25 protein-coding genes, 1 pseudogene and 1 riboswitch are annotated in these 26,505 nt (G+C 72.6%); of the genes and pseudogenes, 14 read left to right on the forward strand and 12 right to left on the reverse strand.

Translation table 11 applies throughout. The features are described 5' to 3' along the window. Positions 1-41 precede the first annotated feature (41 nt). Positions 42-512: a hypothetical protein gene (locus ACFE76_RS01995; RefSeq protein ID WP_375430054.1), complete on the forward strand. Its 471-nt coding sequence runs from the start codon at positions 42-44 to the stop codon at positions 510-512. Positions 513-517: 5 nt separating this feature from the next. On the opposite strand, the gene ACFE76_RS02000 is transcribed toward ACFE76_RS01995, so the two are convergent. Beyond that, a complete protein-coding gene (locus ACFE76_RS02000; RefSeq protein ID WP_375430055.1) occupies positions 518-826 on the reverse strand; it encodes a type II toxin-antitoxin system PemK/MazF family toxin in 309 nt (102 codons plus the stop codon). A gap of 294 nt (positions 827-1,120) precedes the next feature. Between ACFE76_RS02000 and ACFE76_RS02005 the strand changes: the two genes are divergently transcribed. Both ACFE76_RS02005 and ACFE76_RS02010 read left to right on the forward strand, forming a co-directional pair. Next, positions 1,121-1,411, forward strand: a complete 291-nt coding sequence (locus ACFE76_RS02005) for a hypothetical protein (RefSeq protein ID WP_375430056.1) — start codon at positions 1,121-1,123, stop codon at positions 1,409-1,411. Positions 1,412-1,458: 47 nt separating this feature from the next. Then, on the forward strand, positions 1,459-2,625 hold the full coding sequence (locus ACFE76_RS02010; protein WP_375430057.1) for a hypothetical protein: 1,167 nt from the start codon (positions 1,459-1,461) through the stop codon (positions 2,623-2,625). On the opposite strand, the gene cobM is transcribed toward ACFE76_RS02010, so the two are convergent. Together cobM and cbiE are read right to left on the reverse strand one after the other, a co-directional pair. Next, the gene (gene cobM, locus ACFE76_RS02015) at positions 2,607-3,353 is read right to left on the reverse strand and encodes a precorrin-4 C(11)-methyltransferase (RefSeq protein WP_375430058.1); all 747 of its coding nucleotides are present in this window, start codon (positions 3,351-3,353) and stop codon (positions 2,607-2,609) included. The genes ACFE76_RS02010 and cobM overlap by 19 nt on opposite strands. A 10-nt stretch (positions 3,354-3,363) precedes the next feature. Further along, the gene (gene cbiE, locus ACFE76_RS02020) at positions 3,364-4,560 is read right to left on the reverse strand and encodes a precorrin-6y C5,15-methyltransferase (decarboxylating) subunit CbiE (RefSeq protein ID WP_375430059.1); all 1,197 of its coding nucleotides are present in this window, start codon (positions 4,558-4,560) and stop codon (positions 3,364-3,366) included. Positions 4,561-4,607: 47 nt separating this feature from the next. Next, positions 4,608-4,685: riboswitch (adenosylcobalamin (AdoCbl) riboswitch) on the forward strand. Between the two features lie 130 nt (positions 4,686-4,815). Between cbiE and ACFE76_RS02025 the strand changes: the two genes are divergently transcribed. The 5 genes and pseudogenes from ACFE76_RS02025 (at position 4,816) to cobA (ending at position 10,938) form a co-directional block, all read left to right on the forward strand. Then, positions 4,816-6,828 (forward strand): VWA domain-containing protein, encoded by a 2,013-nt coding sequence (locus ACFE76_RS02025; protein ID WP_375430139.1) that lies wholly within the window; start codon positions 4,816-4,818, stop codon positions 6,826-6,828. Continuing rightward, entirely contained in the window at positions 6,828-7,442 is a 615-nt protein-coding gene (gene cobO, locus ACFE76_RS02030; RefSeq protein ID WP_375430060.1) for a cob(I)yrinic acid a,c-diamide adenosyltransferase, read from the forward strand. The genes ACFE76_RS02025 and cobO overlap by 1 nt, the downstream gene beginning before the upstream one ends. After that, positions 7,439-9,871, forward strand: a complete 2,433-nt coding sequence (locus ACFE76_RS02035) for a cobyrinate a,c-diamide synthase (protein WP_375430061.1) — start codon at positions 7,439-7,441, stop codon at positions 9,869-9,871. Before cobO ends, ACFE76_RS02035 begins: the two co-directional genes overlap by 4 nt. Positions 9,872-9,876: 5 nt before the next feature. Then, positions 9,877-10,164: pseudogene (locus ACFE76_RS02040) on the forward strand (NAD(P)-dependent oxidoreductase); the annotation flags it as partial. A gap of 60 nt (positions 10,165-10,224) precedes the next feature. Continuing rightward, positions 10,225-10,938, forward strand: coding sequence for a uroporphyrinogen-III C-methyltransferase (gene cobA / locus ACFE76_RS02045; RefSeq protein WP_375430140.1), 714 nt, complete (start codon positions 10,225-10,227; stop codon positions 10,936-10,938). A gap of 24 nt (positions 10,939-10,962) precedes the next feature. Here cobA and ACFE76_RS02050 read toward each other — a convergent pair whose 3' ends face one another. The 6 genes from ACFE76_RS02050 to ACFE76_RS02075 all read right to left on the reverse strand — a co-directional run bounded on the left by ACFE76_RS02050 (position 10,963) and on the right by ACFE76_RS02075 (position 16,896). Next, entirely contained in the window at positions 10,963-11,553 is a 591-nt protein-coding gene (locus ACFE76_RS02050) for a histidine phosphatase family protein (protein ID WP_375430062.1), read from the reverse strand. Further along, the gene (locus ACFE76_RS02055) at positions 11,550-12,245 is read right to left on the reverse strand and encodes an ion channel (protein ID WP_375430063.1); all 696 of its coding nucleotides are present in this window, start codon (positions 12,243-12,245) and stop codon (positions 11,550-11,552) included. Before ACFE76_RS02055 ends, ACFE76_RS02050 begins: the two co-directional genes overlap by 4 nt. A 28-nt stretch (positions 12,246-12,273) precedes the next feature. Next, the gene (locus tag ACFE76_RS02060; protein ID WP_375430064.1) at positions 12,274-12,936 is read right to left on the reverse strand and encodes a response regulator; all 663 of its coding nucleotides are present in this window, start codon (positions 12,934-12,936) and stop codon (positions 12,274-12,276) included. Between the two features lie 26 nt (positions 12,937-12,962). Further along, the gene (locus tag ACFE76_RS02065; protein ID WP_375430065.1) at positions 12,963-14,702 is read right to left on the reverse strand and encodes a GAF domain-containing protein; all 1,740 of its coding nucleotides are present in this window, start codon (positions 14,700-14,702) and stop codon (positions 12,963-12,965) included. Positions 14,703-14,906: 204 nt separating this feature from the next. Beyond that, positions 14,907-15,158 carry a hypothetical protein gene (locus ACFE76_RS02070; protein ID WP_375430066.1) on the reverse strand — a complete coding sequence of 84 codons (252 nt, stop codon included), beginning with the start codon at positions 15,156-15,158 and terminating at the stop codon, positions 14,907-14,909. Positions 15,159-15,480: 322 nt separating this feature from the next. Further along, a complete protein-coding gene (locus ACFE76_RS02075) occupies positions 15,481-16,896 on the reverse strand; it encodes a hypothetical protein (RefSeq protein ID WP_375430067.1) in 1,416 nt (471 codons plus the stop codon). Positions 16,897-17,294: 398 nt separating this feature from the next. Here ACFE76_RS02075 and ACFE76_RS02080 point away from each other — a divergent pair, with 398 nt between their 5' ends. The 4 genes from ACFE76_RS02080 to ACFE76_RS02095 are packed head-to-tail and all read left to right on the forward strand — an operon-like array spanning position 17,295 to position 20,168. Further along, the gene (locus ACFE76_RS02080; RefSeq protein ID WP_375430068.1) at positions 17,295-17,537 is read left to right on the forward strand and encodes a CbtB-domain containing protein; all 243 of its coding nucleotides are present in this window, start codon (positions 17,295-17,297) and stop codon (positions 17,535-17,537) included. Between the two features lie 7 nt (positions 17,538-17,544). After that, a complete protein-coding gene (locus tag ACFE76_RS02085) occupies positions 17,545-18,354 on the forward strand; it encodes a CbtA family protein (protein WP_375430069.1) in 810 nt (269 codons plus the stop codon). A gap of 2 nt (positions 18,355-18,356) precedes the next feature. Next, positions 18,357-19,385, forward strand: a complete 1,029-nt coding sequence (gene cobT / locus ACFE76_RS02090; protein ID WP_375430070.1) for a nicotinate-nucleotide--dimethylbenzimidazole phosphoribosyltransferase — start codon at positions 18,357-18,359, stop codon at positions 19,383-19,385. Positions 19,386-19,388: 3 nt separating this feature from the next. Then, positions 19,389-20,168 (forward strand): adenosylcobinamide-GDP ribazoletransferase, encoded by a 780-nt coding sequence (locus ACFE76_RS02095; RefSeq protein ID WP_375430071.1) that lies wholly within the window; start codon positions 19,389-19,391, stop codon positions 20,166-20,168. 11 nt (positions 20,169-20,179) lie between these two features. Here ACFE76_RS02095 and ACFE76_RS02100 read toward each other — a convergent pair whose 3' ends face one another. Further along, complete coding sequence (locus ACFE76_RS02100) at positions 20,180-20,737, reverse strand: bifunctional adenosylcobinamide kinase/adenosylcobinamide-phosphate guanylyltransferase (RefSeq protein WP_375430072.1); 558 nt, start codon at positions 20,735-20,737, stop codon at positions 20,180-20,182. Positions 20,738-20,739: 2 nt separating this feature from the next. Between ACFE76_RS02100 and ACFE76_RS02105 the strand changes: the two genes are divergently transcribed. Together ACFE76_RS02105 and ACFE76_RS02110 are read left to right on the forward strand one after the other, a co-directional pair. Next, positions 20,740-21,786 (forward strand): cobalamin biosynthesis protein, encoded by a 1,047-nt coding sequence (locus tag ACFE76_RS02105; RefSeq protein WP_375430073.1) that lies wholly within the window; start codon positions 20,740-20,742, stop codon positions 21,784-21,786. Next, complete coding sequence (locus ACFE76_RS02110; protein ID WP_375430074.1) at positions 21,783-22,538, forward strand: cobalt-precorrin-6A reductase; 756 nt, start codon at positions 21,783-21,785, stop codon at positions 22,536-22,538. Before ACFE76_RS02105 ends, ACFE76_RS02110 begins: the two co-directional genes overlap by 4 nt. A 15-nt stretch (positions 22,539-22,553) precedes the next feature. On the opposite strand, the gene ACFE76_RS02115 is transcribed toward ACFE76_RS02110, so the two are convergent. Then, the gene (locus ACFE76_RS02115) at positions 22,554-24,452 is read right to left on the reverse strand and encodes an ABC transporter ATP-binding protein (protein ID WP_375430075.1); all 1,899 of its coding nucleotides are present in this window, start codon (positions 24,450-24,452) and stop codon (positions 22,554-22,556) included. Beyond that, positions 24,449-26,284, reverse strand: coding sequence for an ABC transporter ATP-binding protein (locus ACFE76_RS02120; RefSeq protein ID WP_375430076.1), 1,836 nt, complete (start codon positions 26,282-26,284; stop codon positions 24,449-24,451). Before ACFE76_RS02120 ends, ACFE76_RS02115 begins: the two co-directional genes overlap by 4 nt. Between the last annotated feature and the right edge of the window lie 221 nt (positions 26,285-26,505).

Below are 26,505 nucleotides of genomic sequence, written 5' to 3' on the forward strand. Positions count from 1 at the left end.
AGGGCGTTCATCATTGCTCAGCGTTCAGACAAGGTGAACGCGTGCCTGATGTGAACGCTGGTGCGCTGTCAGCCGCCATCACCGACCGTCTTCGTGACCTGGCGCTTGGTCTTGTGGCGGAGAAGGTGCTCCGCCGCTGCTCGAGTGCCGGTGCTCTCGCATCAATCTGCCGCATGTTCTCGTTGACTGCTGGACCGTCCTCTCGTGGAGTTCGAAGGGGTGAGAAACCGTTCATTGTCCTCATCTACCTTCCGCCAAGTCCCCCGTACCTCCTCCCCCTTCCCGGACTCCGAGCCACCCTCGCTCAGAACGCCTGCACCCGCAAGACGCTCGTCCTCGGCGGATCGAAGGTCGCTCTCGGCCTTCTTAGCTCGTTGGGCCTTCCCGACCGGGTCGAGGCCGTCGGGCTCAGACAGGCCGCAGTGATCATGGTGGGCGAGGCCCTCCGGGCCGAGAACTTCGTCAAGTCCCACCTCTACAGGCCCGGTAACCGCTCCGCTGATCGATCTTGACGCGACTACCCGTCACAATCGATCACGATGTCAGTGGCGGAACACTCAGAGCCCTCTAGAGCTTGCCGAGGGCCGGCGTCGACCTCACGCAGAAGGTCCCCCGCCACCGATCCGATGGGTACCCGTAGTTCGTACTTGTTGACCGTGACCAGCGACGTCACATTGACGGCCGAGTCGCAGGGCAGACCCGTGATCGCGGCAGGGAGGAAGGCGTTGCCGGGTATGGCGGCACGCTCAGTTCGAGACGTGATGGCGACGACGACCACCGTGGCCATTGCCGACCGATTGTGCTGATCGGATGACACAACGAGCACGGGCCGCAACTACGCGGGCCGGCTGCCCTGCAGGGCGCTAAGTCACTTCAGTAGGTCTCACCTCGGACGATCACCAGTCGTCGTCGATCGCGCGCAGATGCCGTTTGCCGGCTTCGACGACCTCGTCGACTTCGTCATCGGGCCCGACGAGCTCGAGCGCGGCATTGATCCCGGGCCGTCAGGTAGTCGGTGTCGAGACTGTCCAGATAAGCGACGGCCGCGCGGGTTAACAGTTCAGATCGACTCACCCCTAGCCAGTCCTTCGTCATCCGCGGCGCCAGCGCGTTCCAGCTGTTGTCGATCCTGCTCCCGCACCTCGACGAGACCACGGCTCTGTCGGACCTTCTCGCCGGCATGCAGCAAGAGCGCGCGGGGATGATCACCTCGCTGCTGCAAACGCTTCGAGGCCGCGGCGTGGTCACGAAGGGGTTTGGTCCGACCTCGAGTGGCCTGACAGAGGCTGCCGCCTTCGAGAACCAGCGGATGCTGGTCAACGACCTCGGCGGCAACAGCGCAGGCTTCGATCGAGTGCTGACCTCCCAGGTGACCGTGTTGGGCTCGACCCGGGCAAGCTGGCCCTCCTAGCAGACGCACTGGCCGCCAACGGGATCGGCGCCGCCCGGCCGCAGGGCGTGCGACTCTCCTCGCCGGCGGACCTCTCCCTGGACCAGCTGGCGTCGACCGACGACGACGCCGCTCCGCAGCTGCCCGTCAAGGTGGCGGTGCTGGTTGCTCCCGCCACCGGTCCGTCCCCGCTCGTCGACTTCGCCTCCTCCACGGTGCTCGAACTCCGGTTGGCCGCGCTAGAACGGCCTGCCAGCCGGTACACCGTCGAGCTCCACCGGCGCCTCGATCTGCTCACGGTGGACCAGGACGGCGAGCGGGTGGAGATCCCCGACCTGGTGACCTGGACCGGCGGCGAGGTGCAGCCCCGCTGGGCACTCGCCGAAGATCGCTACACCACGCAGCCGGGGTCGGTCCCGGTGGAAGCGGTGGTCAGCGGACCCGGGGACCGGTCGGCGGCCGCCTTCGAGCCCTCGCTGTCCGGCTTGGCGGCGGGACCCACGTTGGAGCTTGCGGCCTTTCGCTCACTGCTCGCCGCCGTCGGTGCCGACACGCGCCGACGGGTGGAGTCCGGTGAGACGCCGGTGTCGGCGTGGCCGCTCGCGGAGCTCGGTCAGGAGGCCGACACGTCCTGGGGACCGGTCAAGCTGCTGCTCCGCTCAGCACGTGCCGAGGGGCTGGCGCTCCAACTGTTCCGCTGCGCGGCGGCAGCACCAATCACCGTGGTGACGGCCCCTGGTCATCCTGCGAGGTACGCCTCCGGCGCCTCGGACGTGGCGGCCCTGGAGCAGGCTCTGCTCGCGCTGCTCGGTGCCCGACAGATCAGCGGCTGGTCGGCCGCTGGCTCAGCCTCCCTGGCCGACAGCATCATCGACCTCACCGACGCCCGCCAGACATCGACAGATCGGCGGTCTCCGTCGGTGACAAGGCGCGTCACCGAGACCGACGTGCTGGAGCGCCTCGACGCCGAAGGACGCCGGGCCTGTGCGGTCATCCTGACCACCTCCGACCTGCGCGGCATCACCGAAGTCGTCCGTACGCTGGGTCATCAGTCCGTCTGGCAGCTCCGCGCCGACAAGATCGTGTCCGGCAGCCTGCTGGCGGCGGCAGCGTATGCGCTGCTTATCGCCCAAGTCGGGGGCGCCGCCCAGCGGAACGGCCGAACCTACGCCGACCGGATGAGCGGCAGCATGGTGACCGAAGTCGCCCTGAAGGGTCACCCCGAGGACCGGTGACGAGGGCCGTAGAGGTGCGACTCGACGAAGTTCTCGGCTCGTAGGGCCTCGCCGACCATGATCACCGCGGCCTGGCGCAGGCCGACGGCCTCGACCTGGTCGGCCATATCGTCGAGGGTGCCTCGTAGCAGCACCTGCGACGGCTGGCTGGCGTTGGCCACCACGACGACCGGGCAGTCCGGTCCGTAGGCCCCCGCCAGCGAAGCGCAGAGCTCGCGGATCCGGCGGATGGCCAGGTGCAGCACCAGGGTGGCCCGGGTGGCGGCGAAGGCGGCGAGCGACTCCGTGGCCGGCATCGCCGTCGAGGCCGCCGCGACCCGGGTCAGCACCACCGACTGGGCGACCTCGGGCACGGTCAGCTCGCGCCCGACGATCGCCGCCGCGGCCGCGTACGCCGGCACCCCGGGGGTGACGTCCCACGGGATGCCCAGTCGGTCGAGCCGGCGGGTCTGCTCCGCCAGCGCGGAGTAGAGCGACGGGTCCCCCGAACAGAGCCGGACGACGTCCAGCCCCGCCGTGTGCGCGGCCTGCAGCTCGGCGGTGATCTGGTCCAGGTCGAGGTGTTGGCTGTCGACGAGCCGGGTACCGGGCGCGCAGTGGGCCAGCACCTCGGCGTCGAGGTAGGTCCCGGCGTAGACGCAGACCGGTGAGGACTCCAGCAGCCGGACCGCCCGTACGGTGAGCAGGTCGGCCGCTCCCGGACCCGCGCCCACGAAGTGGACGGTCATGGTTGCTGGCTCACGGCTTGTGGGCACTCCACTGGACCACCGCCCGCGCGGGCTTCCAGCCGTGGCTGCGGCCGATCGGCTCCAGGTGCTCGACGGAGATCCGGGTCAGCTCCCCACCGTGCTCGCGCCACCGCGCCGCCAGCAGCATCTCCGTCTCCTGGGTGACTGCGTGCACCACCAGCCGGCCACCGGACCGCAGCGCCGACCAGGCCACCGTGAGCGTCTCGTCCCCCGCCCCACCGCCGACGAAGACCGCGTCCGGGACCGGGAGCCCGACCAGCGCCTCGGGCGCCGCCCCCAGCACCGTCTGCAGTCCCGGTACGCCGAGGGCGGCCGCGTTGGCGGCGATCCGCTTGGCCCGCAGCTCGTGCTGCTCGACCGCGAGGGCACGGCAGCTGGGGTGACTGCGCATCCACTCGATGGCGATCGACCCGGCGCCGGCGCCGACGTCCCAGAGCAGCTCACCCGGACGCGGCTGCAGGTGGGCGAGCGCCGAGGAGCGGACGTCGCGCTTGGTCAGCTGGCCGTCGTGGTCGTACGCCGGGTCGGGCAGCCCCGGCGCCAGTGACCCGGTCGCCGTCGCCGGTCCGGCGGTGCACGAGACGCAGACCACGTGCAGGTCCGGTCCGGGTCCAGACCAGTCGACGGCCGGTACGTCCTGCCGCGACTCGGCCACCGACCCGAGGTCACCGAGCACGGTGAGGACGCTGTCGCCGTAGCCGCACTCGACCAGCAGCGCCGCGATCTCGGCCGGGCTGGCGGCGTCCCGGGCGAGCACCAGCAGCCGGCGGCCGGAAAAGAGCTCGCGCCGCAGCAGGTCGACGTCGTTCCCGCGCAGCCGGAGCACGGCGTAGGAGTCGGCCGACCAGCCCATCCGGGCCGCCGCGAGCGCGACCGAGGACACGTGCGGATGCACCCGGACGGCGCCGGCGCCGAAGAGCTCGACCAGCGTGCCGCCCACGCCGGCGACCAACGGGTCACCGCTGGCCAGCACGACCACCGGCTCGGTCTCGTGGCCGGCGACCAGCGCGGGCAGCGCGCCGCGCAGGTCGGCCGGCCACGCGGTCCGTTCCTGGCCGGGGACGTACGGCAGCAGGTCGAGGTGACGCGCCCCACCCAGCACCCGGCGGGCCGCGAGCACGCGCGTGCGCTCAGCCGCGGCCAGGGACGCCCAGCCGGCCGCACCGATCCCGACCACCTCAATCACCGCTCGACCCTAACCCCGGACCGCTGTGGCATCATCGACCCGGCGTCAGCAGAGGAATCCGGTGCAACTCCGGAGCGGTCCCGCCACTGTGACCCGGATCCGTCCGGGAAGTCAGGCCGTCTGCTCCGCCAGCCGCCCGCGCGCCCGCGCTGCGGCTCCTCGTAGTGCGGACGTGGACATCCGCGCAGAAGGGTCTCGGTACCCGTGGCTGAGCAGCGCGTCTTCCCGTTCCCCGCCGTCGTCGGCTCCGACGACATGCTGTTGGCGCTGATCCTGACCACCGTCTCGCCCGAGGTCGGCGGCGTCCTGGTCCGCGGCGAGAAGGGCACGGCCAAGACGACCACCGTCCGGGCACTGACCCGGGTCCTACCCCCCGTCGCGGTGGTGGCCGGCTGCCGCTTCAGCTGCGACCCGAACGACCCCGACCCCGGCTGCCCCGACGGTCCGCATCCCGCCGACCCCGACGCCACCTCGCGTCCCGCCCGACTGGTCGAGCTGCCCGTCGGCGCCACCGAGGACCGGGTGCTCGGCTCGCTCGACCTGCAGCAGGCGCTCGGCGCCGGCCAGGTCGTCTACGAGCCCGGACTGCTCGCCGCCGCACACCGCGGGCTGCTCTACGTCGACGAGGTCAACCTGCTGCACGACCACCTGGTCGACCTGCTGCTCGACGCCGCCGCCACCGGCCGGTCGACCGTCGAACGCGAGGGCGTCTCGATCGCGCACGCGTCCCGGCTGGTGCTGATCGGCACCATGAACCCGGAGGAGGGCGAGCTGCGGCCGCAGCTGCTCGACCGCTTCGGCTTGACCGCCGAGGTCAGCGCCCCCCGCGACCCGGCGCTGCGGGCCGAGGTCGTCCGTCGACGGATGGCCTTCGACCGCGACCCGGTCGGTTTCGCCGCGGGCTACGCCGACGCCGAGTCCGCCTTTGCCGCCCGGCTGGCCGCGGCCCGCAAGGTCGTGGGCGAGGTCGAGCTGAGCGACGACCTGCTCGTGCTGGTCGCCGAGATCTGCGCGGCGTTCGAGGTGGACGGGATGCGCGCCGACCTGGTCACCGCCCGAGCCGCCGTCGCGCATGCGGCCTGGCACCGCCGGACCCGGGTCACCAAGGCCGACATCCGCGCCGCCGCCCGGCTGGCCCTGCCGCACCGACGCCGCCGCAACCCCTTCGACGCCCCCGGCCTGGACGAGGAGCTGCTCGACCGGCTGCTCGGTGAGGACGAGCCCGAGCCGCCGGAGCCCGAACCCGAGCCCAGCACCTCACCGGACGAGGACGGTGAGGGCGCCGAGGGCGACGGGTCCGAGCCGAGCGAGACTCCGGGCAAGGGCGACGCGCCCTCCGCCGGACCGGAACCGACACCGGCCCCGCCGTCGGCCGACACCCCCGACGCGGTTCCCGAGTCCCCCGACCGGCCGGCCGCCGCGGTCGTACCCACCAGCCTCAGCCACGCGGGGGCGGCGTACCGGACCCGGCTGTTCACCGCGTCCGGCGTCGGGGCCGGTACGGCCGGCCGCCGCAGCCGCGCGGTCACCACCACCGGCCGTACGGTCGGCGCGGCGGCCCCGGGAACGCCCGGTCCGCTGCACCTGCCCGCGACCATCCGCGCGGCCGCCCCCCAGCAACACCGCCGGGGCCGGGTCGACGGCCGCGCGCTGCGGCTGTCCCGCAGCGACCTGCGGACCGCGGTCACCGAGGGACGCGAGTCCAACCTGGTGCTGCTAGTGGTGGACGCGTCCGGGTCGATGGCCGCCCGGCGCCGGATGGAGGCGGTCAAGACCGCCGCACTGTCCCTGCTGCTGGACGCCTACCAACGCCGCGACAAGGTCGGGCTGGTCACCTTCCGGGGGGCGACGGCGACGCTCGCGCTGCCGCCCACCTCCTCGGTCGACGTGGCCGCCCGCCGCCTGGACGAGCTGCCGAGCGGGGGCCGGACGCCGCTGGCCGAAGGGCTGCTCTGCGCGGCCGAGGCGCTGCGACTGGAGCGCATCCGCGACCCGAGGCGCCGACCGCTGCTGGTGCTGGTCACCGACGGCCGCGCCACCTCGGGTCCAGACGCCGTCGGCCGGTCCCGGCAGGCCGCCGCCCTGCTGCGGGCGAGCGGGGTCGCGTCGGTGGTGATCGACTGCGAGACCGGCTACGGGCTCGGCCTTGCCCGTGTGCTCAGCGCGCACCTCGGCGCCGAGCACGTCCCGGTCGGGGAGGTCGCGGCCGACTCCCTGGTGGCAGCCGTCCGCAGCCGGACCCCGCGCCCGGGCGCGAGGGCCGCCTGATGCCCGAGGGACGCGTGGAGGTCGTGCCGGACGATGGACTGACGACCCGGCAGCGGCGGAACCGGCCGCAGCTGATCGTGCACACCGGCGACGGCAAGGGCAAGAGCACGGCCGCGTTCGGGCTGGCGCTGCGCGGCTGGAACCAGGGCTGGTCGGTCGGGGTCTTCCAGTTCGTGAAGTCGGCCAAGTGGCGGATCGGCGAGCAGACCGCGTTCGAGACCCTGGCCGAGCTGCACGAGCAGACCGGCCGCGGCGGACCGATCGAGTGGCACAAGATGGGCGCCGGCTGGTCCTGGTCGCGCAAGCCCGGCGAGGAAGCCGACCACCGAGCAGAAGCCGCGGAGGGCTGGCTGGAGATCAAGCGCCGGCTCGCGGTCGAGGCGCACGGGCTGTACGTGCTGGACGAGTTCACCTACCCGATCGCGTGGGGGTGGGTCGACCTGGACGACGTGCTGGGCACCCTGGCCAGCCGTCCCGGCACCCAGCACGTGATCATCACCGGCCGCCGCGCCGACCCCCGGCTGCTCGAGGCCGCCACCCTGGTCACGGAGATGACCATGGTCAAGCACCCGTTCCAGACGGGCCAGAAGGGTCAGCGAGGGATCGAGTGGTGACCGCGCCGCGCCTCGTAGTGGCCGCGCCCGGGTCGTCGCACGGCAAGACCACGGTGGCGACCGGGCTGATGGGTGCGCTGCGGCAGGAGGGGCTGGAGGTCGCGGCGTTCAAGGTCGGACCGGACTACATCGACCCGGGCTACCACGCGATGGCCACCGGCCGGCCGGGCCGCAACCTCGATCCGCACCTGTGCCGCGAGGACCAGATCGTGCCGCTGTTCCTGCACGGCATGGCCGCCCCGCAGCTCGCCGACGTGGCCGTGGTCGAGGGCGTGATGGGCCTCTTCGACGGCCAGATCGGTGGCGACGGCTACGCCTCGACCGCCCACGTCGCCGGCCTGCTGCGCGCGCCGGTGGTGCTGGTGCTCGACATCAGCTCGGTCTCGCGGACGGCAGCGGCCATCGTGCACGGGCTGAACACCTTCGACGCGGGCGTCCACCTCAGCGGGGTGATCCTCAACAAGGCCGGCTCGCTGCGGCACAGCGACGAGATCGTCCGCGCGATGGAGGCGACCGGGCTGCCGGTGCTGGGGGTGCTGCCGCGGAACGCGGGCATCGAAGCGCCGTCGCGGCACCTCGGCCTGGTCCCCGCCGCCGAACGCGCCAACTCAGTGGCTCACATCGAGGCGCTCGCCGCGCAGGTGCACGAACACCTCGACCTGACCGGGCTGCTCGCGCTGGCCCACGGCGCCGCACCGCTCGACGGGGAGCCCTGGTCACCGGAGCAGTCGGTGCAGCCCGCGTCGGAGAGACGTCCGGTGGTCGCGGTGGCGGCCGGCCGCGCGTTCACCTTCCGCTACGCCGAGACCGACGAGCTGCTGCGCGCCGCCGGCTGCGAACCCGTGGTCTTCGACCCGCTGACCGACGCGGCGCTGCCCGCCGGCACCGCGGGGATCTACCTCGGCGGTGGCTTCCCCGAGGTGCACGCGGCCGAGCTGGCCGCCAACACCAGCCTGCGAACGGCGCTGAAGGCCGCGATCGACGCCGGGACGCCGACCGTCGCCGAGTGCGCGGGGCTGCTCTACCTCTGCGAGGAGGTCGACGGCTCGCCGATGGTCGGGGCGATCGCCGCAAGAGGCGCGATGACGCCGCGGCTCACCCTCGGCTACCGCAGCCTGGTCGCGGACCTCGACACCCTGCTCGGGCCCGCCGGGGCCCGACTGACCGCCCACGAGTTTCACCGCACCCACGTCGAGCCGGCCGCTGGCGAGCACTCCGCCTGGCTGGTCGAGGGGCAGCCGGTCGGTTTCTCCGCCGACCCGGCCGGTACCGGTCGGCCGACCTTGCACGCCAGCTATCTGCACCTGCACTGGGCCGGCCACCCGCAGCTCGCCCAACGTTTCGCGGCGGCCGTGCACTCGTACGCCTCTCGACAGGCTCAGGGATCAGAAGACCTGCAGCACCACGGAGACGCGGAGACCGGCGAGGGGCTGGTCGACTTCGCCGTCAACGTCCAGCACACCTCACCGCCCGCCTGGCTGCACCAGATCATCACGGCGACCGTGGACCAGCTCGGCGCCTACCCCGACCACACCGCCGCGACGGCCGCGGTGGCCAAGGCCCACGGGGTCGACGTCGAGAACGTGCTGCTCACCGCCGGTGCGGCGGAGGCGTTCACCCTGCTGGCCCGCGCCCTGCATCCGCAGCATGCGGTGGTCGTGCATCCGCAGTTCACCGAGCCGGAGGCCGCGCTGACCGCCGCGGGCCATCGGCCCACCCGGGTGTTGCTGGACGCTGGTGCGGGCTTCGTCCTCGACCCAGACCAGGTGCCGGCCGACGCCGACCTGGTCGTCGTCGGCAACCCGACCAACCCGACCAGCGTGCTGCATCCCGTGGCGGCGCTCGAGCGGCTGCGTCGACCCGGCCGGGTGCTGGTGGTGGACGAAGCGTTCCTGGACGCGGTCGCGGGCTCACCGACGTCCCTGATCGACGGCGACCTGACCGGATTGCTGGTGCTGCGGTCCCTGACCAAGACCTGGGGGCTGGCGGGGCTGCGCGCTGGCTACGTCGTCGGCGACCCGACTCTGGTCGCCGCGTTGCGCGCCCAGCAACCACCCTGGTCGGTGTCCACCCCGGCGCTGGCCGCCATCAGCGCCTGCGTCGCCGACGACGCGCTCGCGCTGGCCCGCGAACAGGCCGACGTCATCGCCGACCGCCGTACGGTCCTGGTCAAGGGGCTGGCCGCGCTCGGCCTCGCGGTAGCGGGGCAGCCGACCGGCCCGTTCGTGCTGGTCGACACCACCCCCGTCCGGGGCGAACGCCCACCTGGCGGTGTCCGGGGAGCGCTGCGGACGCTCGGCTTCGCCGTCCGTCGCGGTGACACCTTCCCCGGTCTCGGCCCCGACTGGATCCGGATCGCCGTCCGCGACGAGTCCACCACCGACCAGCTGCTCGACGCTTTGGCCCACGTCGTGGGAGAGCCACGGTGACCCGGGTGGGGACCGGCTACGTCGCCGACCTCGACCTGGCCGGCCGCCGCGTCGTCGTCGTGGGCGGTGGACCGGCCGCGCTGGCCCCGGTGACCGCCCTGCTGCAGGCCGAGGCGCTGGTCACCGTCGTCGCGGCCGAGCCGGGGACGACGGTGGCCGACCTGGTCGACCGACGCCTGCTGGAGCTACGACCGACCCTGACCGCGGCCGACCTGACCGGGACGGCGCTGCTCGTGCCCGCCACGGGCGACCCGGCCGCGGACCGGGCTGCTGCTCAGGCGGCCGCCGCCGCGGGCGTCCCGGCGGTCCGGCCGGTCGAGGACCAGACCTCGCGGACGCGTGACGGCGGCGAGGTGGTCCTGGTCGGCGGCGGGCCCGGTGACCCCGGCCTGCTGACCGTCGCCGGCCTCGAGGCGGTCCGGACGGCCGACGTGCTGGTCTGCGACCGGCTTGCTCCCCTCGCCGTGCTGCAGCAGGTACGGCCCGGGGCTGAGGTGATCGACGTGGCGAAGATCCCGCGTGGCGCGTTCACCTCCCAGGAACGGATCAACGAGCTGCTGGTCGAGCACGGCCGGGCCGGCCGGCGCGTCGTCCGGCTCAAGGGCGGCGACAGCTTCGTCTTCGGCCGAGGCGGTGAGGAGTGGCAGGCCTGCGCAGCGGCCGGGGTTGCCGTCCGGGTGATCCCGGGCGTCTCGTCGGCGATCGCCGGTCCCGCGTTGGCCGGCATCCCGCTCACCCACCGACAGCTGACCCAGGGCTTCACGGTCGTCTCCGGGCACCTGCCCCCCGGCGACCCGGGCTCGACGTTGGACTGGGCCGCCCTCGCCCGGGCCAACACCACCCTGGTCGTGCTGATGGGGGTGGCGACCCTGCCGGCCATCACCGCCGCCCTGATCGCCGCCGGCATGGCGGCCGACACCCCCGCGGCCACCGTCGCCAACGCCGGCCTGCCGAGCCAGCGCGACGTCCGCGGGACCGTCGCCGACATCGCCACCCGGACCGCCGAGGCGGGGCTCCGGCCCCCGGCGATCACGGTGGTCGGCGCGGTCGCAGGCTTCCGGCCCTAGTCGCCGCTACGAGGAGGGTGGTCGTCAGCTGTTGCGGGTCAGGCCCTGCAGCCGCCAGCGGCGACCGGAGCCCGAGAGCAGCACCTCACCGCCGAAGGACACGTCGACGGCGAAGAGGACGACCGGTGGTGCGCCGAGCGCCGCGACCACCAGGGCCCGGACGACGAGCGGGGTGGCCAGCCACAGCTGCGGGGCTTCGTCGCCGTCGGCGTCGGCCTGGACCGGGGTCTGGTCGGGCAGCCGGAGCAGCGTCGTCAGCCGACCGATGAGCTTGGTGAGCGTCTCACCGCCGTGCGGACGCGCGTCCGGGTCGGCCAGCCAGCCGGCCAGGCCCGCCGGGTCGGCGGCCGCGATCTCGGCGAGCGTCCGCCCTGTCCAGTGGCCGCAGTCGGGTCCGCGCAGCTGGTCGGAGACCTGGACCGCCCAGCCGGCGCCGGTCGCGGACTGGGCGCACGCCGGTTCCGGTCCGCAGAGCGCGAGCCGCTGCTCCCTCGACCCGACCGGCGGGTCCTGGGTCGGCGGCCGCACGAGGGACCCGGTGTCACCGAAGACCAGGGCCGAGGCACGGGCGGTCGGTGCGTGGGCCTGGACGCGCAGCCGGCGCGGGCCGGTCACCGGCGCCGCGCCAGGGTCAGCCCGACGACTCGGGAGACGAAGAGCGCGACGTAGGCCAGCCCGGCGAGCTGCTGGATCATCACGACCGACCGGGCGTGCGGGGTCACCGGGACGACGTCGGAGAGCCCGGTGCTCGACAGGTTGGTGAAGCTCAAGAACAGCATCTCCATCCAGGTCCGCTGTTGCTCAGGGTGGACCGCGGCGATGAACGAGCCCGGGGTGATGATCTGCAGCGCCGTGAAGACGTACGCGAACGCCCACGCCACCAGGGTGAACGTGGCCCCCACGGCGTACAGCTCGTCGCGGGTCACGTCGGAGTCGGCGAGCATGTAGGTCATCAGGTTGCCCGCCGCCCAGAAGTAGAACAGGGCGTGCACCAGCGCGGACGCCAGCTCGAGTCCGGGGCTGTGCCCCAGGGCGTCGGCCACCGACAGTGCGGACGCGCCGACGCCGAGGATCAGCGCGACCCAGGTCGGCGTCGGGGACTTGCGGACCGACCAGATGGCCAGCCCCAGCACCAGGGCACCGAACACTTCGACCGCCCCCCGGCCCCAGCCGGGGCGCTCGGCAAAGGGGTAGAGCAGCACGCCGCAGAGCTGGACGACCAGCAGCACGGCGGACGGATGGCGGACCAGCGTCCGGACCGGGTGCCGGCGCGCCGCAAGCCGCACGTCGAGCGTCGGTCCGGTCATGCCCGCGACCCTACCGAGCCGACGGCACTCAGCCGGACGCGCCGCCTGGGGGTGAGGTCTTGGGCAGGTCCCGCCGGCCCGCGCCGAGCAGCAGGCTGGGCGCTCGACCCCGGGGTCCGAGCTTGGCGAAGATGCTCGTGATGAGCTGTTCGACGACGTCGGCCGGTACGGACAGCTCGTCGACGATCTGCGCGTCGGTCCAACCCTGGCTGACCAGGTCCAGCACCTGGCGTTCTTCGGGCAGCAGCGGCGGGGCGCCCGGATCGCCCTGAGAGGCTTGCCGCAGCCGTTCGAGCAGCGCCTCGGTCGCGGCGGGGTCCAGGAGCATCTGGCCCTGACCAACCCGCCGCACCCCGTCCAGGATGCCCGAGCCGCCGATCTGCTTGACCAGGTAGCCGGCCGCGCCGGCCAGCACGGCGGCCAGCAGCGCCTCGTCGTCGTCGAAGGAGGTGAGGACGAGGCAGCGCAGCTCCGGGTGCGCGGCCCGCAGCGCACGGCAGGCCGTGATGCCGGCTCCCTCGGGCAGCCGGGCGTCCAGCAACACCAGCTGTGGCTTCGCGCCGGCGATCAGCGGCAGCGCTTCCGGAGCTGAGCTGGCCGTCCCTACGACCGTGATGTCCTCATAGCTGGTCAGCAGGTCGGCCAGCCCTCGTCGGACCAGCTCCTCCTCGTCCACGATGAACACACTCATCGTGCGGCTGTTCGCGTCCGGTGCAGTTACGTCAGCGGAATCGACCACGTCAGCCGAGTCCCTCCCCCCTGTGCTTGGTCCATCACCAAGGAACCTCCGCGAGCCTCCGCCCTAGCGCGGACGTCGACCAGCCCGCTGAGTCGCGACCCTGGGGCCAGTCCCTGGCCGTCGTCGTCGACGACGACGGTCAGGCGCTCTGCTCCCGCCTCGACGGTCACCGAGGTGCTGCGCGCCCGAGCGTGCCGGACCACGTTCGTCAGCGCCTCGTGCAGGACCGCCGCGACGTCGGCGACCAGGGTCTCGTCCGCGATCGTATCGAGGGGTCCGACGAGATGGGTGGCAGGTCGGAAACCAAGGGTCGGCGCCATGTCGTCGGCCACCGTCAAGACGGTCGCGCGGATCGAGCTCACGGCCGGCTTGGAGTACTTGAGCGCGAAGATCGAGGTCCGGATCTGCCGGATGGTCTCGTCGAGGTCCTCGACGGTCTGGCCCAGCCGCTCCTGCACCTCGGAGCTGTGGGTCACCCCAGCCGTGCTCTGCAGGGTCAGACCGGTCGCGAAGAGGCGCTGGATCACGTGGTCGTGCAGGTCGCGGGCGATCCGCTCGCGGTCCTCGAGCGCGCCGAGCCGTTGCTGGGCCGAGCGGGCCTCGGCCAGCTCGATAGCGATCGCGGCCTGGCCCGCGAAGTCCTCGGCCATGTCGACGTCGGCGGTGGTGAAGGTCGGCTGGCCGGGCTGGCGGCCGATGGCGAGCACCCCGCGCGAACCCACCTCCCCGCGCAGCGGCAGCACCATCGACGGCCCCGAGAAGCCGTCCGCGGTCCGCAGGTCGCGCAGGTGAGGAGAGCCGTGGGTCGAGACCACCACCGCCTCGTCCTGCTGCATCACCTGCCAGGCGACGCTGTCCCCGCGGGGATACGTCATGCCCTCCAGCAGCTCCTGGCCAGCGCCGGAGGCCACCTTGATCTGCAGCAGCGGCGGGTCACCGTCGACCGGCATGATCAGCGACACCACGTCGGCCTCGGCGAGCTGACGCACGGTGGCCGAGATCAGGCGCCAGATCTCGTACTCCTCCTCGCGCTCGGTCAGGGCCAGCAACCGCTGGCTGATCTCGCTGGAGGCCAGCAGCCACTGCTGGCGCCGCCTCGACTCCTCGTAGCGGCGGGCGTTCTCGATGGCGATCCCGGCCGTGGCGGCCAGCGCGGCCACCAGCTCCTCGTCCTGCTCGGTGAACGCACCGCCGTGGGCGGGCTCGGCGAGGAAGAGACGGGCGAACTCCGCGCCGCCCGAGCGGACCGGGACGCTGAGGAACGCCGGCATCGGCGGCTGGTCGTCGAGGTCACCGGTGCGGCGCGGGTCGGCGGGGCTGCCGGTCACCTGGTCGGGCTCCGGCGAGCCCGCCAGCGGTCCCAGCAGGGCCTGGCCGCTGGGGACGTCGCTGATCGCGGCGACCGTCGCGTCGTCCAGCCCGTCGGGCACCAGCCGCTCCAGGGCGCCGTCGCTGCCGATCACCCCGAGGGCCGCATAGCGGGCGCTCACCGTCTCGCGGGCGGCTTCGACAATGCGTTGCAGCACCTTGGACAGCGAGAGCTCGCTGACGATGGAGCGGTTAGCCGCGAGCAGAGCCTGGAGCCGCTGCTGGGAGGTGACGATCTCACTGGCGCGTTGGACGAGCTGGCCCATCAGCTCTTCCACCGGCATCGTCGGCGCCGGTGGTTCGACCGGCCCGTCGGAATCGGGCCGAGAACCGTGATGGGGGGGGATCACCGCGCCAACGCTAAGCCCCGTCGACGCGTAAAGCCAGCCGTACGGGAACCAGCTCGGCAGCCCAGCCGACAACGGCGTTGCGGTCCGGGGACGCGAGCGGGAAAGGCCGGTCTCGGTCCCTATTCCGTCGGGGCCGCCGTCGGTGACCGCCGCGAGAGTGGACACCGCCCGCCCCAGTCGTGGTGACTCACCCGAGCGCTGGGCTCAGCGAGTCAGCAGCAGGTAGGCGACGAGGACGGGGAAAAGCACCGCCACCAGCCAGCATGCCCAGTACTGGGCGTCGAACGGACGCCGGACGGGGACGGCGAACGCCGACTCCGGCTGGCGGTACCAGGCCTCGGTCAGCGACTGGACCGGGTCGAGGGTGAGAGGGACCGACGTGCTCGGGGGGACGGCGCCGCTGGCGGGCTCGACGGGGAAGTCACCCTGGCTCTCCAACACCGTGTTCTGCGTCATGAGGTAATTCAACTCGGTTAGTTCCGGTGGTAGCAGGACTTAAAGTCCCAGGTCTTCGGGACTTTAGTCCTCAATACTCAGGACGGGCTTAGTGCGGACTCTGCAAAGGCCCTAGTTGTCGTGACTAATTCGACATATTCGTGACCAGTCCGAGACCTTTCTCGCCAGCGGAGAGTTGTGTGGCCCAGCCTACGCAGGGCGGGCCGGCGACAGCTCGAACGGACGGCATGGAGCCCGGTACCGCTTTCGCGGTACCGGGCTCCATGTTCCCCCTACTCCTCTGCATCGGCAGGGGTTCGAGGAGGCCGCGAGCGGCCTCGGCTCACAAGACGGTGTCGGCGACGATCATGTTGTGGTCGGAGGGCCGGGAGGTGTCGGTCCGCTTGGTCACGTTCTCGAAGCGGGTCACCCCGGCGAAGCCCTTGGTCATGATCAGGTCGAGCCGGTTGCCGTAACCCTGCGGGTAGAGGTGCAGGGTCTTGGCGAAGGCGTTGAAGGTCGAGTACTGCAGGTTGACGGCCTTGGGAGCGGCGGCGGTGTCCTCGAACCCGTCGGCGAACAGTGCGTCGTGCGGGCCGTTACCGACGGTGATGGTCTGCCAGGAGTTCATGTCGCCGGCGACCACGATCGGACGGTCAGCGGTGTTGATCTTCTTCATCGTGGTGATGATCGTGTTCATCTGGTCGCGGCGCAGCTCGTTGTAGATCTTCTCCTGCTTCTTGTTCTTGTCGTGCCGGACGTCGAGGTGGGTCGAGACCACGAAGAAGCGCTTGCCGCTGGCCAGGTCGCGGAACTCCGCGTAGGCGGCCCGACGGCGCAGGCTCTCGCTGTCGCCGGGCAGCAGCGGCAGGGTGAAGCTGCAGTCGGCGGAGTAGTTGCGCTTGCCGGTCTTCTCGCTGCAGTCGCTCAGCAGGCTCACCCGGGTCGAGTCGTAGAGCAGCCGCATGCCCTGGGTGTTGGTGGGCTTGCCCGGCTCGACGTACGGGGTGGTGCGGACCATCTTGTACTGGCTGGCGCCCTTGGCCTTGAGGGTGTCGAGCAGGCTGACGGTCTGCCGCACGTGGCCGGTCGTGCTGCCGACCTTGCCGTCCGCGCGGCCCGGGCCGATCTCCTGCAGGGCCGTCACCTCCGGCGCGTACGTGATGATCTCGTCGGCGATGTCGGCGCGGCGCACCAGCCACGACCGGGCGTCGTCGGTCGCCCGCGCCGTCCGGACGTTGAAGCTGGCGATCCGGACGTCCTGGCCGTTGGCCGCGGCGACCTTCGGCATCACGGCGCCGAGGTAGGGGTAGGCCCGCTCGGCGGCGACGCCCTTGCCGTTGGCGTTGCGGGCGAAGAGCCGGTAGTAGAGGTGGTTGGCCGAGCCGGCCGGAGCGCCTGCGGTCACCAGCTGGTCACCGGACAGGGTGAACGAGCGAGCGGAGGCGGGGATCGCCCAGACGCGGTCGTTGCGGCCCTTCTTCGGCAGGCTCGAGCTGGTCTTGCTGAAGGGGCTGAGCGCGGTCTCGAGCACGTAGCCGGTGGTGCTGGCGCCGTCGTGCTGCCAGCGGAAGGTCACCTTGCCCGGCTCGGCCTCGGCCGTCACGTTGAGGAACTTCTTGGGGCGAGCCGAGGAGGCGGAGGCCTTGGCGATGGAGGTGCTGCCCGACGCGGAGGGGGCAGCGACAGCCGGGCTGACGAGCAGCGAGCTGCTGACGGCGATAGCGGACAGGGCGATGGCGGCGGCTGAGACGCGCATGGCAGGCTCCTCGGGACAAGTGCGGTGCGGTGTCGATGTCCCCCGAGGACCTCGCACGAACAAATCTGCCAAGAACGCGAACCGATGCTCAGAGGCCAAAGGATCGAGACCATCAGGTCATTCGGGCATGGTCGTCGGGACTATGGCCCGGGCCCAAAGGACCGGGCACTTGCCCGGATCGGCTCGGGCACGGTCGGGACTCGCCTTGCTGGCCCGCAGCCCGGGGGCTACAGTTCGAACACCTGAGGGACCAGGAAGTCGGTCGGAACCCGACGCGGTCGCGCCACTGTAGGGGCACTCACGGATCAGGCGGATTCTTCCGTCGGGGCCGGAGCTGCTCGAGCCAGACCCTGCCTCAGGGCCGTCACGAGCGGGTCGCCGTAACCCCAGGAGGAACCATGACCGACGCCACTGTTCTCACCGCTGCTTCAGCCACGCCCGTCCCGGCTGGCGCCGGCACCGCGCTCGCTCCGCTGCCGATCCGGCAGGTGCTGCCCTGGCTGCTCTTCGCCGGGCTGCTGCTGCTCGTGGCCTGGTACTTCGTGTCCGCCGAGCAGGGGGCGACCTCACTGATCGCCGGCAACGCCGTGCACGAGTGGCTGCACGACGGCCGGCACCTGCTCGGCTTCCCCTGTCACTGAGCGCCTCGTGGTCACCGCACGTTCGTTCCTGCTGCGCGGCCTGCTCGCCGGTCTGATCGCCGGCATCGTCTGCTTCGGCGTGGCCTTCACCGTCGGTGAGCCGTCCGTCCGGACCTCCATCGGCATCGAGGAGTCCGGCCCCCAGGAGTCCAGCGGGCACACGCACAGCGACGAGCCCGCTGCCGCAGGCGCACCCGAGGCGGGTGCACACGAGGAGGGCGGGACCGTCGTACCGCGCTCGCTGCAGTCGACGCTCGGGCTGCTGACCGCCACCGCCGTCGCCGGCGTCACGCTCGGCGGCCTGGTGGGTGCGGTGAGTGCGCTGGCCCTGGGCCGCTTCGGGCGGCTTCGCGTCCGGGCCACCACGCTGCTCGTCACCGGGGTCGGCTTCACCTGCGTCTACGTGCTGCCGAGCCTGGTCTATCCGCCGAACCCGCCGGCCGTCGGCCAGAGCGAGACCATCGGCTTGCGCACGGCCCTCTACTTCACGATGGTCGCCATCTCGGTGATCGCCGGGGTGACGGCCGTCGGGGTCGGTCGGCACCTGGCCCGACGGTGGGGCGCCTGGTACGCCGGGCTGGCCGCGCTCGCCGGCTTCGGGCTGGTCATGGCCGTCGCGGCCGCGCTGCTGCCCTCCTACAACGAAGTGCCGGCGGACTTCCCCGCCACGGTGCTGTACAGCTTCCGACGCGCCAGCTTCCTCACCGAGCTGGCCCTGTGGGGCGTGCTCGGGGTGACGCTGGCCGAGCTGGCCCACCGGCTGACCGCCCGGTCCGCCCGCGTCCAGCCGCGCCCGCTCGCCGACGTCAGGAGCTGAGCGTGCTCACCGGGCCGTCGGCCGCGGTCCGGCAGCAGGCCGAGGCCCGGTTGACCGCCCTGGCGAAGCCGACCGGCGCGCTGGGCCGGCTGGAAGAGCTGGCGGCCTGGCTCGCCGCCTGCCAGGGCGTCTGCCCGCCGTCGCCGCCCGCCGCCGTCCGGGCCGTCATCCTGGCCGGCGACCATGGCGTGACGGATGAAACCGGTGGCGTCTCGGCCTATCCACGTGAGGTGACCGCCGCGATGGTCCGGGCGTTCGTGGCCGGGGTCGCGGGCGCCAGCGTGCTGGCCCGTCAGCACGGGGTGGCGCTGCGGGTGCTCGACCTGGGTGTCGACGCCGACCTGGACGACCTCGGGCCGGCCGTCGGCGCGTACAAGGTGCGCCGCTCCTCGGGGACGATCGACCGCGAGGACGCCCTGACCGCCGCGGAGACCCGTACGGCTCTCGAGGCCGGCGCGACCATCGCCGAGGCCGAGCTCGCCGCCGGCGCCGACCTGCTGATCCTGGGCGACATGGGCATCGGGAACACCACGCCCGCGGCGGCGCTGGTCGCCGCCAGCCTGGGTGCCGACGCCGATCAGGTCGTCGGTCGCGGCACCGGGGTGGACGACGTCCGGCTGGCCCACAAGACCGAGGTCGTCGCCCGGGCTCTGCGCCGGTCGCGGGACCGGACCGCCGACCCTGTCGCCCGGCTCGCGGCGCTCGGGTCGGCCGACCTCGCTGCGGGCGTCGGCTTTCTGGTCGCGGCCGCCCGCGCGGGTGTGCCGGTGCTGCTCGACGGCATCGTGCCCGTGGCCGAGCTCTGCGTGGCCGAGGACCTGGAGCCCGGTGTCGTCGCCTGGTGCGCGGCCGGCCACCGCTCGACCGAGCCGGCGCAGCGGCTGGCGTTGGACAAGCTCGGGCTCGAGCCGTTGCTCGACCTCGGCCTGCGGCTGGGCGAGGGGACCGGCGCACTCGCCGCGCTGCCCCTGGTCCGGTCCGCCGCCCTGCTGCTGGACGGCATGGCGCTGCTGTCGGACCTGGTGCCCTGAGCGGTGACCTCGAGTACCGCGGGCTCGGCCCTGCGGCTGGCCGTGGGCACGCTGACCGTGCTGCCCACCGGGCGGGTGGACCGGCTCGACGCGGCCGTGGCCCGGACGGCCATGCTGCTGGCGCCGCTCGCGGTGCTGCCGCTGGCCCTGCTGGCGGGCGCTCTGGCCTGGGCGGGCACCGCGCTGGCGTGGCCCGGGCTGGTCGTCGGGCTCATCACGGTGGCGGGGCTGGCGCTGGGGACGCGGGCGCTGCACCTGGACGGGCTCGCGGACACCGTCGACGGGCTCGGGGCCGGCTGGGACCGCGAACGGTCGCTGGACGTGATGCGCCGCGGCGACGTCGGACCGATGGGCGTGGTCGCCCTGGTGCTGGTCCTCGGGCTGCAGGCGGCCGCCATCGGTGCGGTGGTGTCCGACGGCAGGTCGGCCGCGGTCGTGGCGCTGCTGGTCTGCTGCTCCCGCGCGGTGCTGGCCGTGGTCTGCCGGCGAGGTGTCCCCGCCGCCCGGCCCGGTGGGCTGGGGGCGGCGGTGGCCGGTTCGGTCCCGGTGGTCGCGGCGATGGCCACCTGGGTGGTGGTCGCGGCGCTGCTCAGTCTGGCCTGGCCGTGGCTCGGCGGGAGGTGGCCGGCCGGCGCGCTGACCGCGCTCGTGGCGGTCGCGGCTGGGGCGTTGCTGGTGGCGTGGTGCGTACGACGGCTTCGCGGGGTCACCGGGGACGTGATGGGGGCGTGCGTCGAGGTCACCTTCACCGTGCTGCTGCTCGGGGCGGCGGCGGTCGGGTGAGCGGGCCCGCTTCAGAGGTGCAGCGCGCGGCCGGCGACCACCAGCACGACGTCGTCGCACTCGTTGGCCACCGCCTGGTTGACCCCACCGAGCAGGTCGGTGAAGATCCGGCCCGAGCGATGTTCCGACACCAGCCCCCAGCCGACCTCGTTGGTCACCGCGACCAGCAGTCCGGGATGGGCCCGCCAGGCGGCGAGCAGTGCGTCGAGGTGCTCCTCGAAGCGCGGCCGCCACGCCGCCAACGGTTGGTCCCAGGTGCCGAGGGCGTCGACCACGCCGGTGACCCAGGTGCCGAGGCAGTCGACCAGCACGGCAGCCTGAGGATCGTGCTCCGTCGCCGCCGCCAGCGCCGCACCCACGTCGACGGTCTCGACGGTCCGCCAGCCGGCCGGTCGACCGGCCTGGTGGGCAGCCACCCGCGCGGCCCACTCGGGGTCGGCGACGCGGTCGGGGACGGGCCCGGGTGCGACGTAGCTGACGTCGGCCCGGCCCGCCAGCAGCCGCTCGGCGTGGCGCGACTTGCCCGACCGGACGCCGCCGGTGACCAGGACCTTCTGCGCGGGAGGCACGAGTGAGAACCCTAGTGGTCGGTTCCGAAAGTTCGAACTTCGGGAAACGACCACTGGCGGCCGGGCTGGTGCTGGGCTTCGCCGCCGACCAGCTGCTCGGCGACCCGCGACGCGGCCACCCCGTCGCCGGCTTCGGTACCGTCGCCGCCGCGCTCGAGCGCCGGACCTACACCAACTCCCGCGGCCGCGGCGTGCTGCACGTCGGGCTGCTGGTCGGGTCGACCCTCGCCCTGGGCGTGGCGACCGATCGGTTGACCCGGGGACGACCGGTGCTGCACGGACTGGCCGTCGCGGCCGCCACCTGGACGGTGCTCGGCGGCCGGTCGCTGCAGCGTGAAGCCGGAACCATCGCCGGCCAGCTCGACCGCGGCGACCTGGCGACCGCCCGACGTCAGATCCGCAATCTTGTCGGTCGCGACCCCGCCCAGCTGAACGCTGCCGAGATCGCCCGGGCGTGCGTCGAGTCGGTCGCGGAGAACACCTCCGACGCGGTCGTCGCGCCGCTGTTCTGGGGGGCGGTCGCCGGGATCCCGGGACTGCTGGCGTACCGGGCAGTCAACACGCTGGACGCGATGGTCGGTCACCGGTCGCCCCGCTATCTCCGGTTCGGCTGGGCCGCCGCCCGGCTGGACGACGTCGCGAACTGGCTGCCCGCCCGGCTCTGCGGGCTGTTGACGCTCGTGGTCGCCCCGCTGGTCGGCGGTTCGGCGGCCGCGGGGTGGCGCGCCTGGCGTCGGGACGCCGGCCGGCACCCGAGCCCGAACGCCGGCGTGGTCGAGGCGACGTGCGCGGGCGTCCTCGGCGTCCAGCTCGGCGGCACCAACGTCTATGACGGCGTAGCCGAGGATCGCGGCACCCTGGGCGGCTCGCGCCCGGTCACCCCCGCCGACATTGCCCCGGCCGCCCGGTTGAGCCTGCTGGTGAGTGCGGGCTCGGCCGTCGTTGCTGTCGTGACGGCCCTGAAAATCGACCCCGAGAAGGCCCTTCTGAGGCCGTCGAGGGCCTTTTGGCCCATCTGGGGGTCGATTCTCAGGGCGGACCGCCGGTGACCGTCCTCGTCCTCGGCGGGACCGGAGAGGCGCGGGAGCTGGCCGGGCGGCTGGATGGGGACGGCGTCCGCGTGATCAGCTCGCTGGCCGGCCGGGTGTCGCGACCGGCCCTGCCGGTCGGTGAGGTGCGAGTGGGTGGCTTCGGTGGGCCCGAAGGCTTGGCTGCGTACCTGCAGACCGCCCGAATCACCTTCGTGGTCGACGCCACGCACCCGTTCGCGGCTCGGATCTCGGCCTCCGCGGCGGCGGCGGCCCGGGCGACCGGGGTGCCGCTGGTCCGGCTGCAGCGGCCGGGCTGGCGTACCCACCCCGACGCCGACCGGTGGACCTGGGTGGCCGACGCCGCTGCCGCGCGACAGGCGGCCGACGGGAGCCGGCGGCCCTTCTTGACCACGGGCCGGCAGTCGCTGCCGGACTTCCTGGCTTGGACCGACCGGGACGTACTGGCCCGGGTGGTCGACCCACCCGAGATGACCCTGCCGGCACGCTGGACCGTGCTGCTGGCCCGGGGGCCCTACGTTCGGGCCGCGGAACGCGACCTGATGGTCGCCTACCGCGTGGACGGTCTGCTGACCAAGGACTCCGGCGGACCGCTGACCGCCGCCAAGCTGGACGCCGCCGCCGACCTCGGGCTGCCGGTGGTGGTGATCGCACGCCCACCGCCGCCGTCGGGCGTTCCCCTCGTCCCCACCGCCGCCGCCGCACACCGACTTGTCAGCCGCGGTGGTCGCCCTGGCGACCACCGCGGCTGACAGGTCGGCACGAACCTAAGCCAGGGAGGACTCCCACGCCTGGTGCAGAGCGGCGTAGCGGCCGGAGCCCTCGGCCATCAGCTCGGCCGGGGTGCCGTCCTCGATGATCCGGCCATGCTCGAGCACGAGCACCCGGTCGGCGATCTCGACCGTGCTCAGCCGGTGGGCGATGATCACCGCCGTCCGCGAAGCCAGGATGGTCTGCAGCGCACGCTGGACCTGCCGCTCGCTCGGCACGTCCAGGCTCGAGGTGGCCTCGTCCAGGATCAGTACGGCCGGGTCGGCGAGGAACGCCCGGGCGAAGGTGATCAGCTGACGCTGGCCGGCCGACAGCCGGGAGCCCCGCTTGGCCACGTCGGTGTCGTAGCCGTGCGGCAGGCTCGCGACGAAGTCGTGCACCCCGACGGCCTGGGCGGCGTGCTCGATCTCGGCGCGGCTGGCGCTGGGCTTGCCGAAGGCGATGTTCTCGGCGATGGTCCCGTCGAACATGAAGTTCTCCTGGGTCACCATCACCACGGCGCGCCGGAGGTCCTCGTCCGCCAGGTCGCGCAGGTCGATCCCGTCCAGGGTCACCCTTCCCGCGTCGGGACTCTGGAGCGACGCATCAGCGCTGCCCGGGTCGTAGAAGCGGGCCATCAGCTTGGCGATCGTCGTCTTGCCCGCGCCGGTGGTGCCGACCAGCGCGACGGTCTGCCCCTCGGGGATGCGCAGCTCGAGGTCGGGCAGCACGGGCCGCTCGGCGGTGTAGGCGAAGTGCACGTGCTCCAGGTGCACCTCGCCGCGCGCAGTGGGCAGCGGTGTCGGGCGGGCCGGCTGCACGACCGTCGGCTGTTCCTCGAGCACGCCGGACAGCTTCTCCAGCGCCGACGAGGCGGACTGGAACGTGTTGTAGAACTGGCTGATGTCCTGCATCGGCTCGAAGAACATCCGCAGGTAGAGCAGGAACGCGGCCAGCACGCCAACCGTCATCTGACCCTCGATGACCCGGTACCCGCCGTAGAGCAGTACGACCCCGATGGTCAGGTTGCCGATCAGCTTGATGCCGGGCATGAAGACGGCGACGAGCTTGAACGAGTCGATGTTGGCGTTCTGGTAGCGGTCGGCGACGTCGTCGAAGATCCCGGCGTTGCGGTGCTCGCGCCGGTACGCCTGCACGGCCTTGATCCCGGTCATCGTCTCGATGAACTGCACGATGGTCAGCGCCGAGGTCTCGCGGACCCGGCGGTAGGTCCGCGAGGACGCCCGCGAGAACCAGCGCACGAGCAGCATCAGGATCGGGAAGCACAGCAGGCAGACCGCGCCCAGCTTGAGGTCGAGCACCAGCAGCAGCACGCCGACACCGACCATGGTCAGCACCGCGGTGATCAGGCTGTCGAAGCCGTTGGCCAGCAGCTCCATGATCGCGTCGATGTCGCTGGTCATCCGGGACACGACCCGGCCGGTGGTGTAGCGGTCGTGGAAGCGGACGTCGAGCTCCTGGAAGTGCCGGAACAGTCGTCGGCGCAGCTCGAGCAGCACCTTCTGGCCGACGGTGCCGGAGTTGCGTAGGAAGAAGGTGCGGCTCACCCCCTGCAGCACGACCGCCGCGAGCATCAGCCCGACCGTCTCGTACAGCAGCCGGCCGCTGCCCCCGGCCAGCAGCGGCGGCACGCCGAGGTCGATGCCCCGGCGGACCAGCCACGGGATGCTCAGCCGGGCCAGGTTCTCGAGCACGACCGCCGAGATCAGCACCCAGATCCAGCGCTGGTACGGGCGCAGCAGGTCCCCGAGCAGGGCCCGGCTGCGCTGGCGCAGGAACACCGTGCCGCGGTCGCTGATGCCGTCGTCGCCCTCGGCGGCGACGCCACGCCACTGCGCGATCGCCGGGTCGGCGGACACCGGCGTCGGCTCGACCTTCGCCGTCGTCCGGCTCATCGCGCCTCCTCGAGCTCGACGGTCCGACTCGTGACCTCGTCCTCCAGCTCGTACTCCGCGGACAGCAGGGCCCGGTACTCGGGCACCGTCGCCAACAGCTCGGCGTGCGTGCCGACGTGGGCGATCGTGCCGCCACTCAGCATCGCCACCCGGTCCGCGAGCAGCACGGTGGACGCCCGGTGCGCCACCACGATCCCCGTCACCCCGGCGAGCACGCGCTGCAGGGCCTCCTCCACCAGGGCCTCGGTGTGGATGTCCAGCGCCGACAGGGTGTCGTCGAGGACCAGCACGGCCGGGCGGGCGAGCACCGCGCGCGCAAGCGCCAGCCGTTGCCGCTGGCCGCCGGACAGGCTCATCCCCTGCTCACCGATCCGGGTCGCCATCCCCCACGGCAGGTCGTAGACGAAGTGCGCCTGCGCCACGTCGATCGCCTCGGCCACGTCGGCGTCGCTCGCGTCCGGACGGCCGAGCGTCAGGTTCTCCCGCGCCGACATCGAGAACAGGGTCGGGTCCTCGAAGGCGATCGCCACCACCTGCCGCAGCTGACGCAGCTGCAGGTCGCGGATGTCGACCCCGTCGATCCGGATCGCGCCCGCGGTCACGTCGTAGAGGCGGGGTACCAGCGCGGTCAGCACGCTCTTGCCCGAGCCGGTCGCCCCGACCAGGGCCACCGTCTCCCCGGGCGCGATCTCCAGGTGCAGGTCGTGCAGCACGTCGGTGTCGGCGTCGGCGAAGCGGAAACCCGCGCCGTCGAACGTCAGCCGGCCTTCGACGTGGTCCAGCGTCAGCTCGCCGTCGGCGATCTCGTTCTCGGAGTCGAAGATCTCCGCGACCCGGTCGGCGGCGGTCATCGACTCCTGCGCCTGCGCCAGCAGGAAGCCGAGCGCCGAGACCGGCCAGACCAGCGACAGCAGCAGGGTGATGAAAGCGACCAGGGTGCCGAGGGTGAGCCGGCCCTGACCGGCCGCGACCGCACCCAGACCGAGCACCAGGATCAGGGTGACGTTGGGGATGACCGCCAGCATCGTCCAGAACCTTGCGCTCAGCTGAACCCGCTCGACCGAGGTCTCGTAGAGCGCGGCGCTGCGGGCGTCGAAGGTGCGGGACAGGTGCCGGCCGCGGCCGAACGCCTTGATCGTGCGCAGCCCGTACGCCCCCTCCTCGACCGTGGACGCGACGTCGCCGGCCTGGTCCTGCACCCGGCGCGACAGCCGGGTGTACGCGCGCTCGTTGCGCAGGCAGAGCGCGATGATCGGCACCGTCGAGGCCAGCACGACCAGGCCCAGCGGCGCGTACAAGTGCAGCAGGATCGCCGTCACCACGCCGATCTGGGCGACGCTGGTGAGGATGAACAGCAGGCCGAAGCCAAGGAAGCGGCGGATGGTCGCCAGGTCGCTCATGATCCGCGACAGCAGCTGACCCGACTGCCAGCGGTCGTGGAAGCTCATCGGCAGGGTCTGCAGCTTGGCGTACAGGTCGGTGCGGATGCCGAACTCGACGCCGTTCGTCGCGCGGGAGACGACCCAGCGGCGGAGGAAGGTCAGCGCACCCTCGACGATGCCCAGGGTGAGGGCGAGCAGACCGAGGGCGTAGAGGCCGACCCGGTCGGACCTGGCGATCGGCCCGTCGATCACCGCCTTGGTCACCAGCGGGACGACGATCGTCGCCCCGGTTCCCACGGCGGCAAAGACGGCGGACCCGATGAACCGGCTCCGGAACGGCAGCATGTAGTAGCGCAGCCGCCACAGGTTCGCGCTCGCCTGCCGGGGCCGCGGGCTGCCGTCCCGACCCGTACGCGGGGCAGCCGGCGGTCCGATCGCTACGGACGTCACAGTGGCCGCAGAAAGAGGTCTGACACGAGTTGTCCTCGGGCTAGATGAGTGGGCCGGTCGCCTCGCCGCGACCGGACGCCGTCGACCCTACGGCGACGGGCTGACAAAAACGGCTCAGGCGGCGAGCAGCTGTGCGCCGACTGCTCCTCACGTTCGGTGAGGTCAGAGTGCTGAACCGTTCAAGAACACAGTTCTACTATGCGACTCCAAGACCGGTCGAG

Source organism: uncultured Friedmanniella sp. (assembly GCF_964244005.1).
In the GTDB taxonomy this organism is placed as follows: domain Bacteria; phylum Actinomycetota; class Actinomycetes; order Propionibacteriales; family Propionibacteriaceae; genus Microlunatus.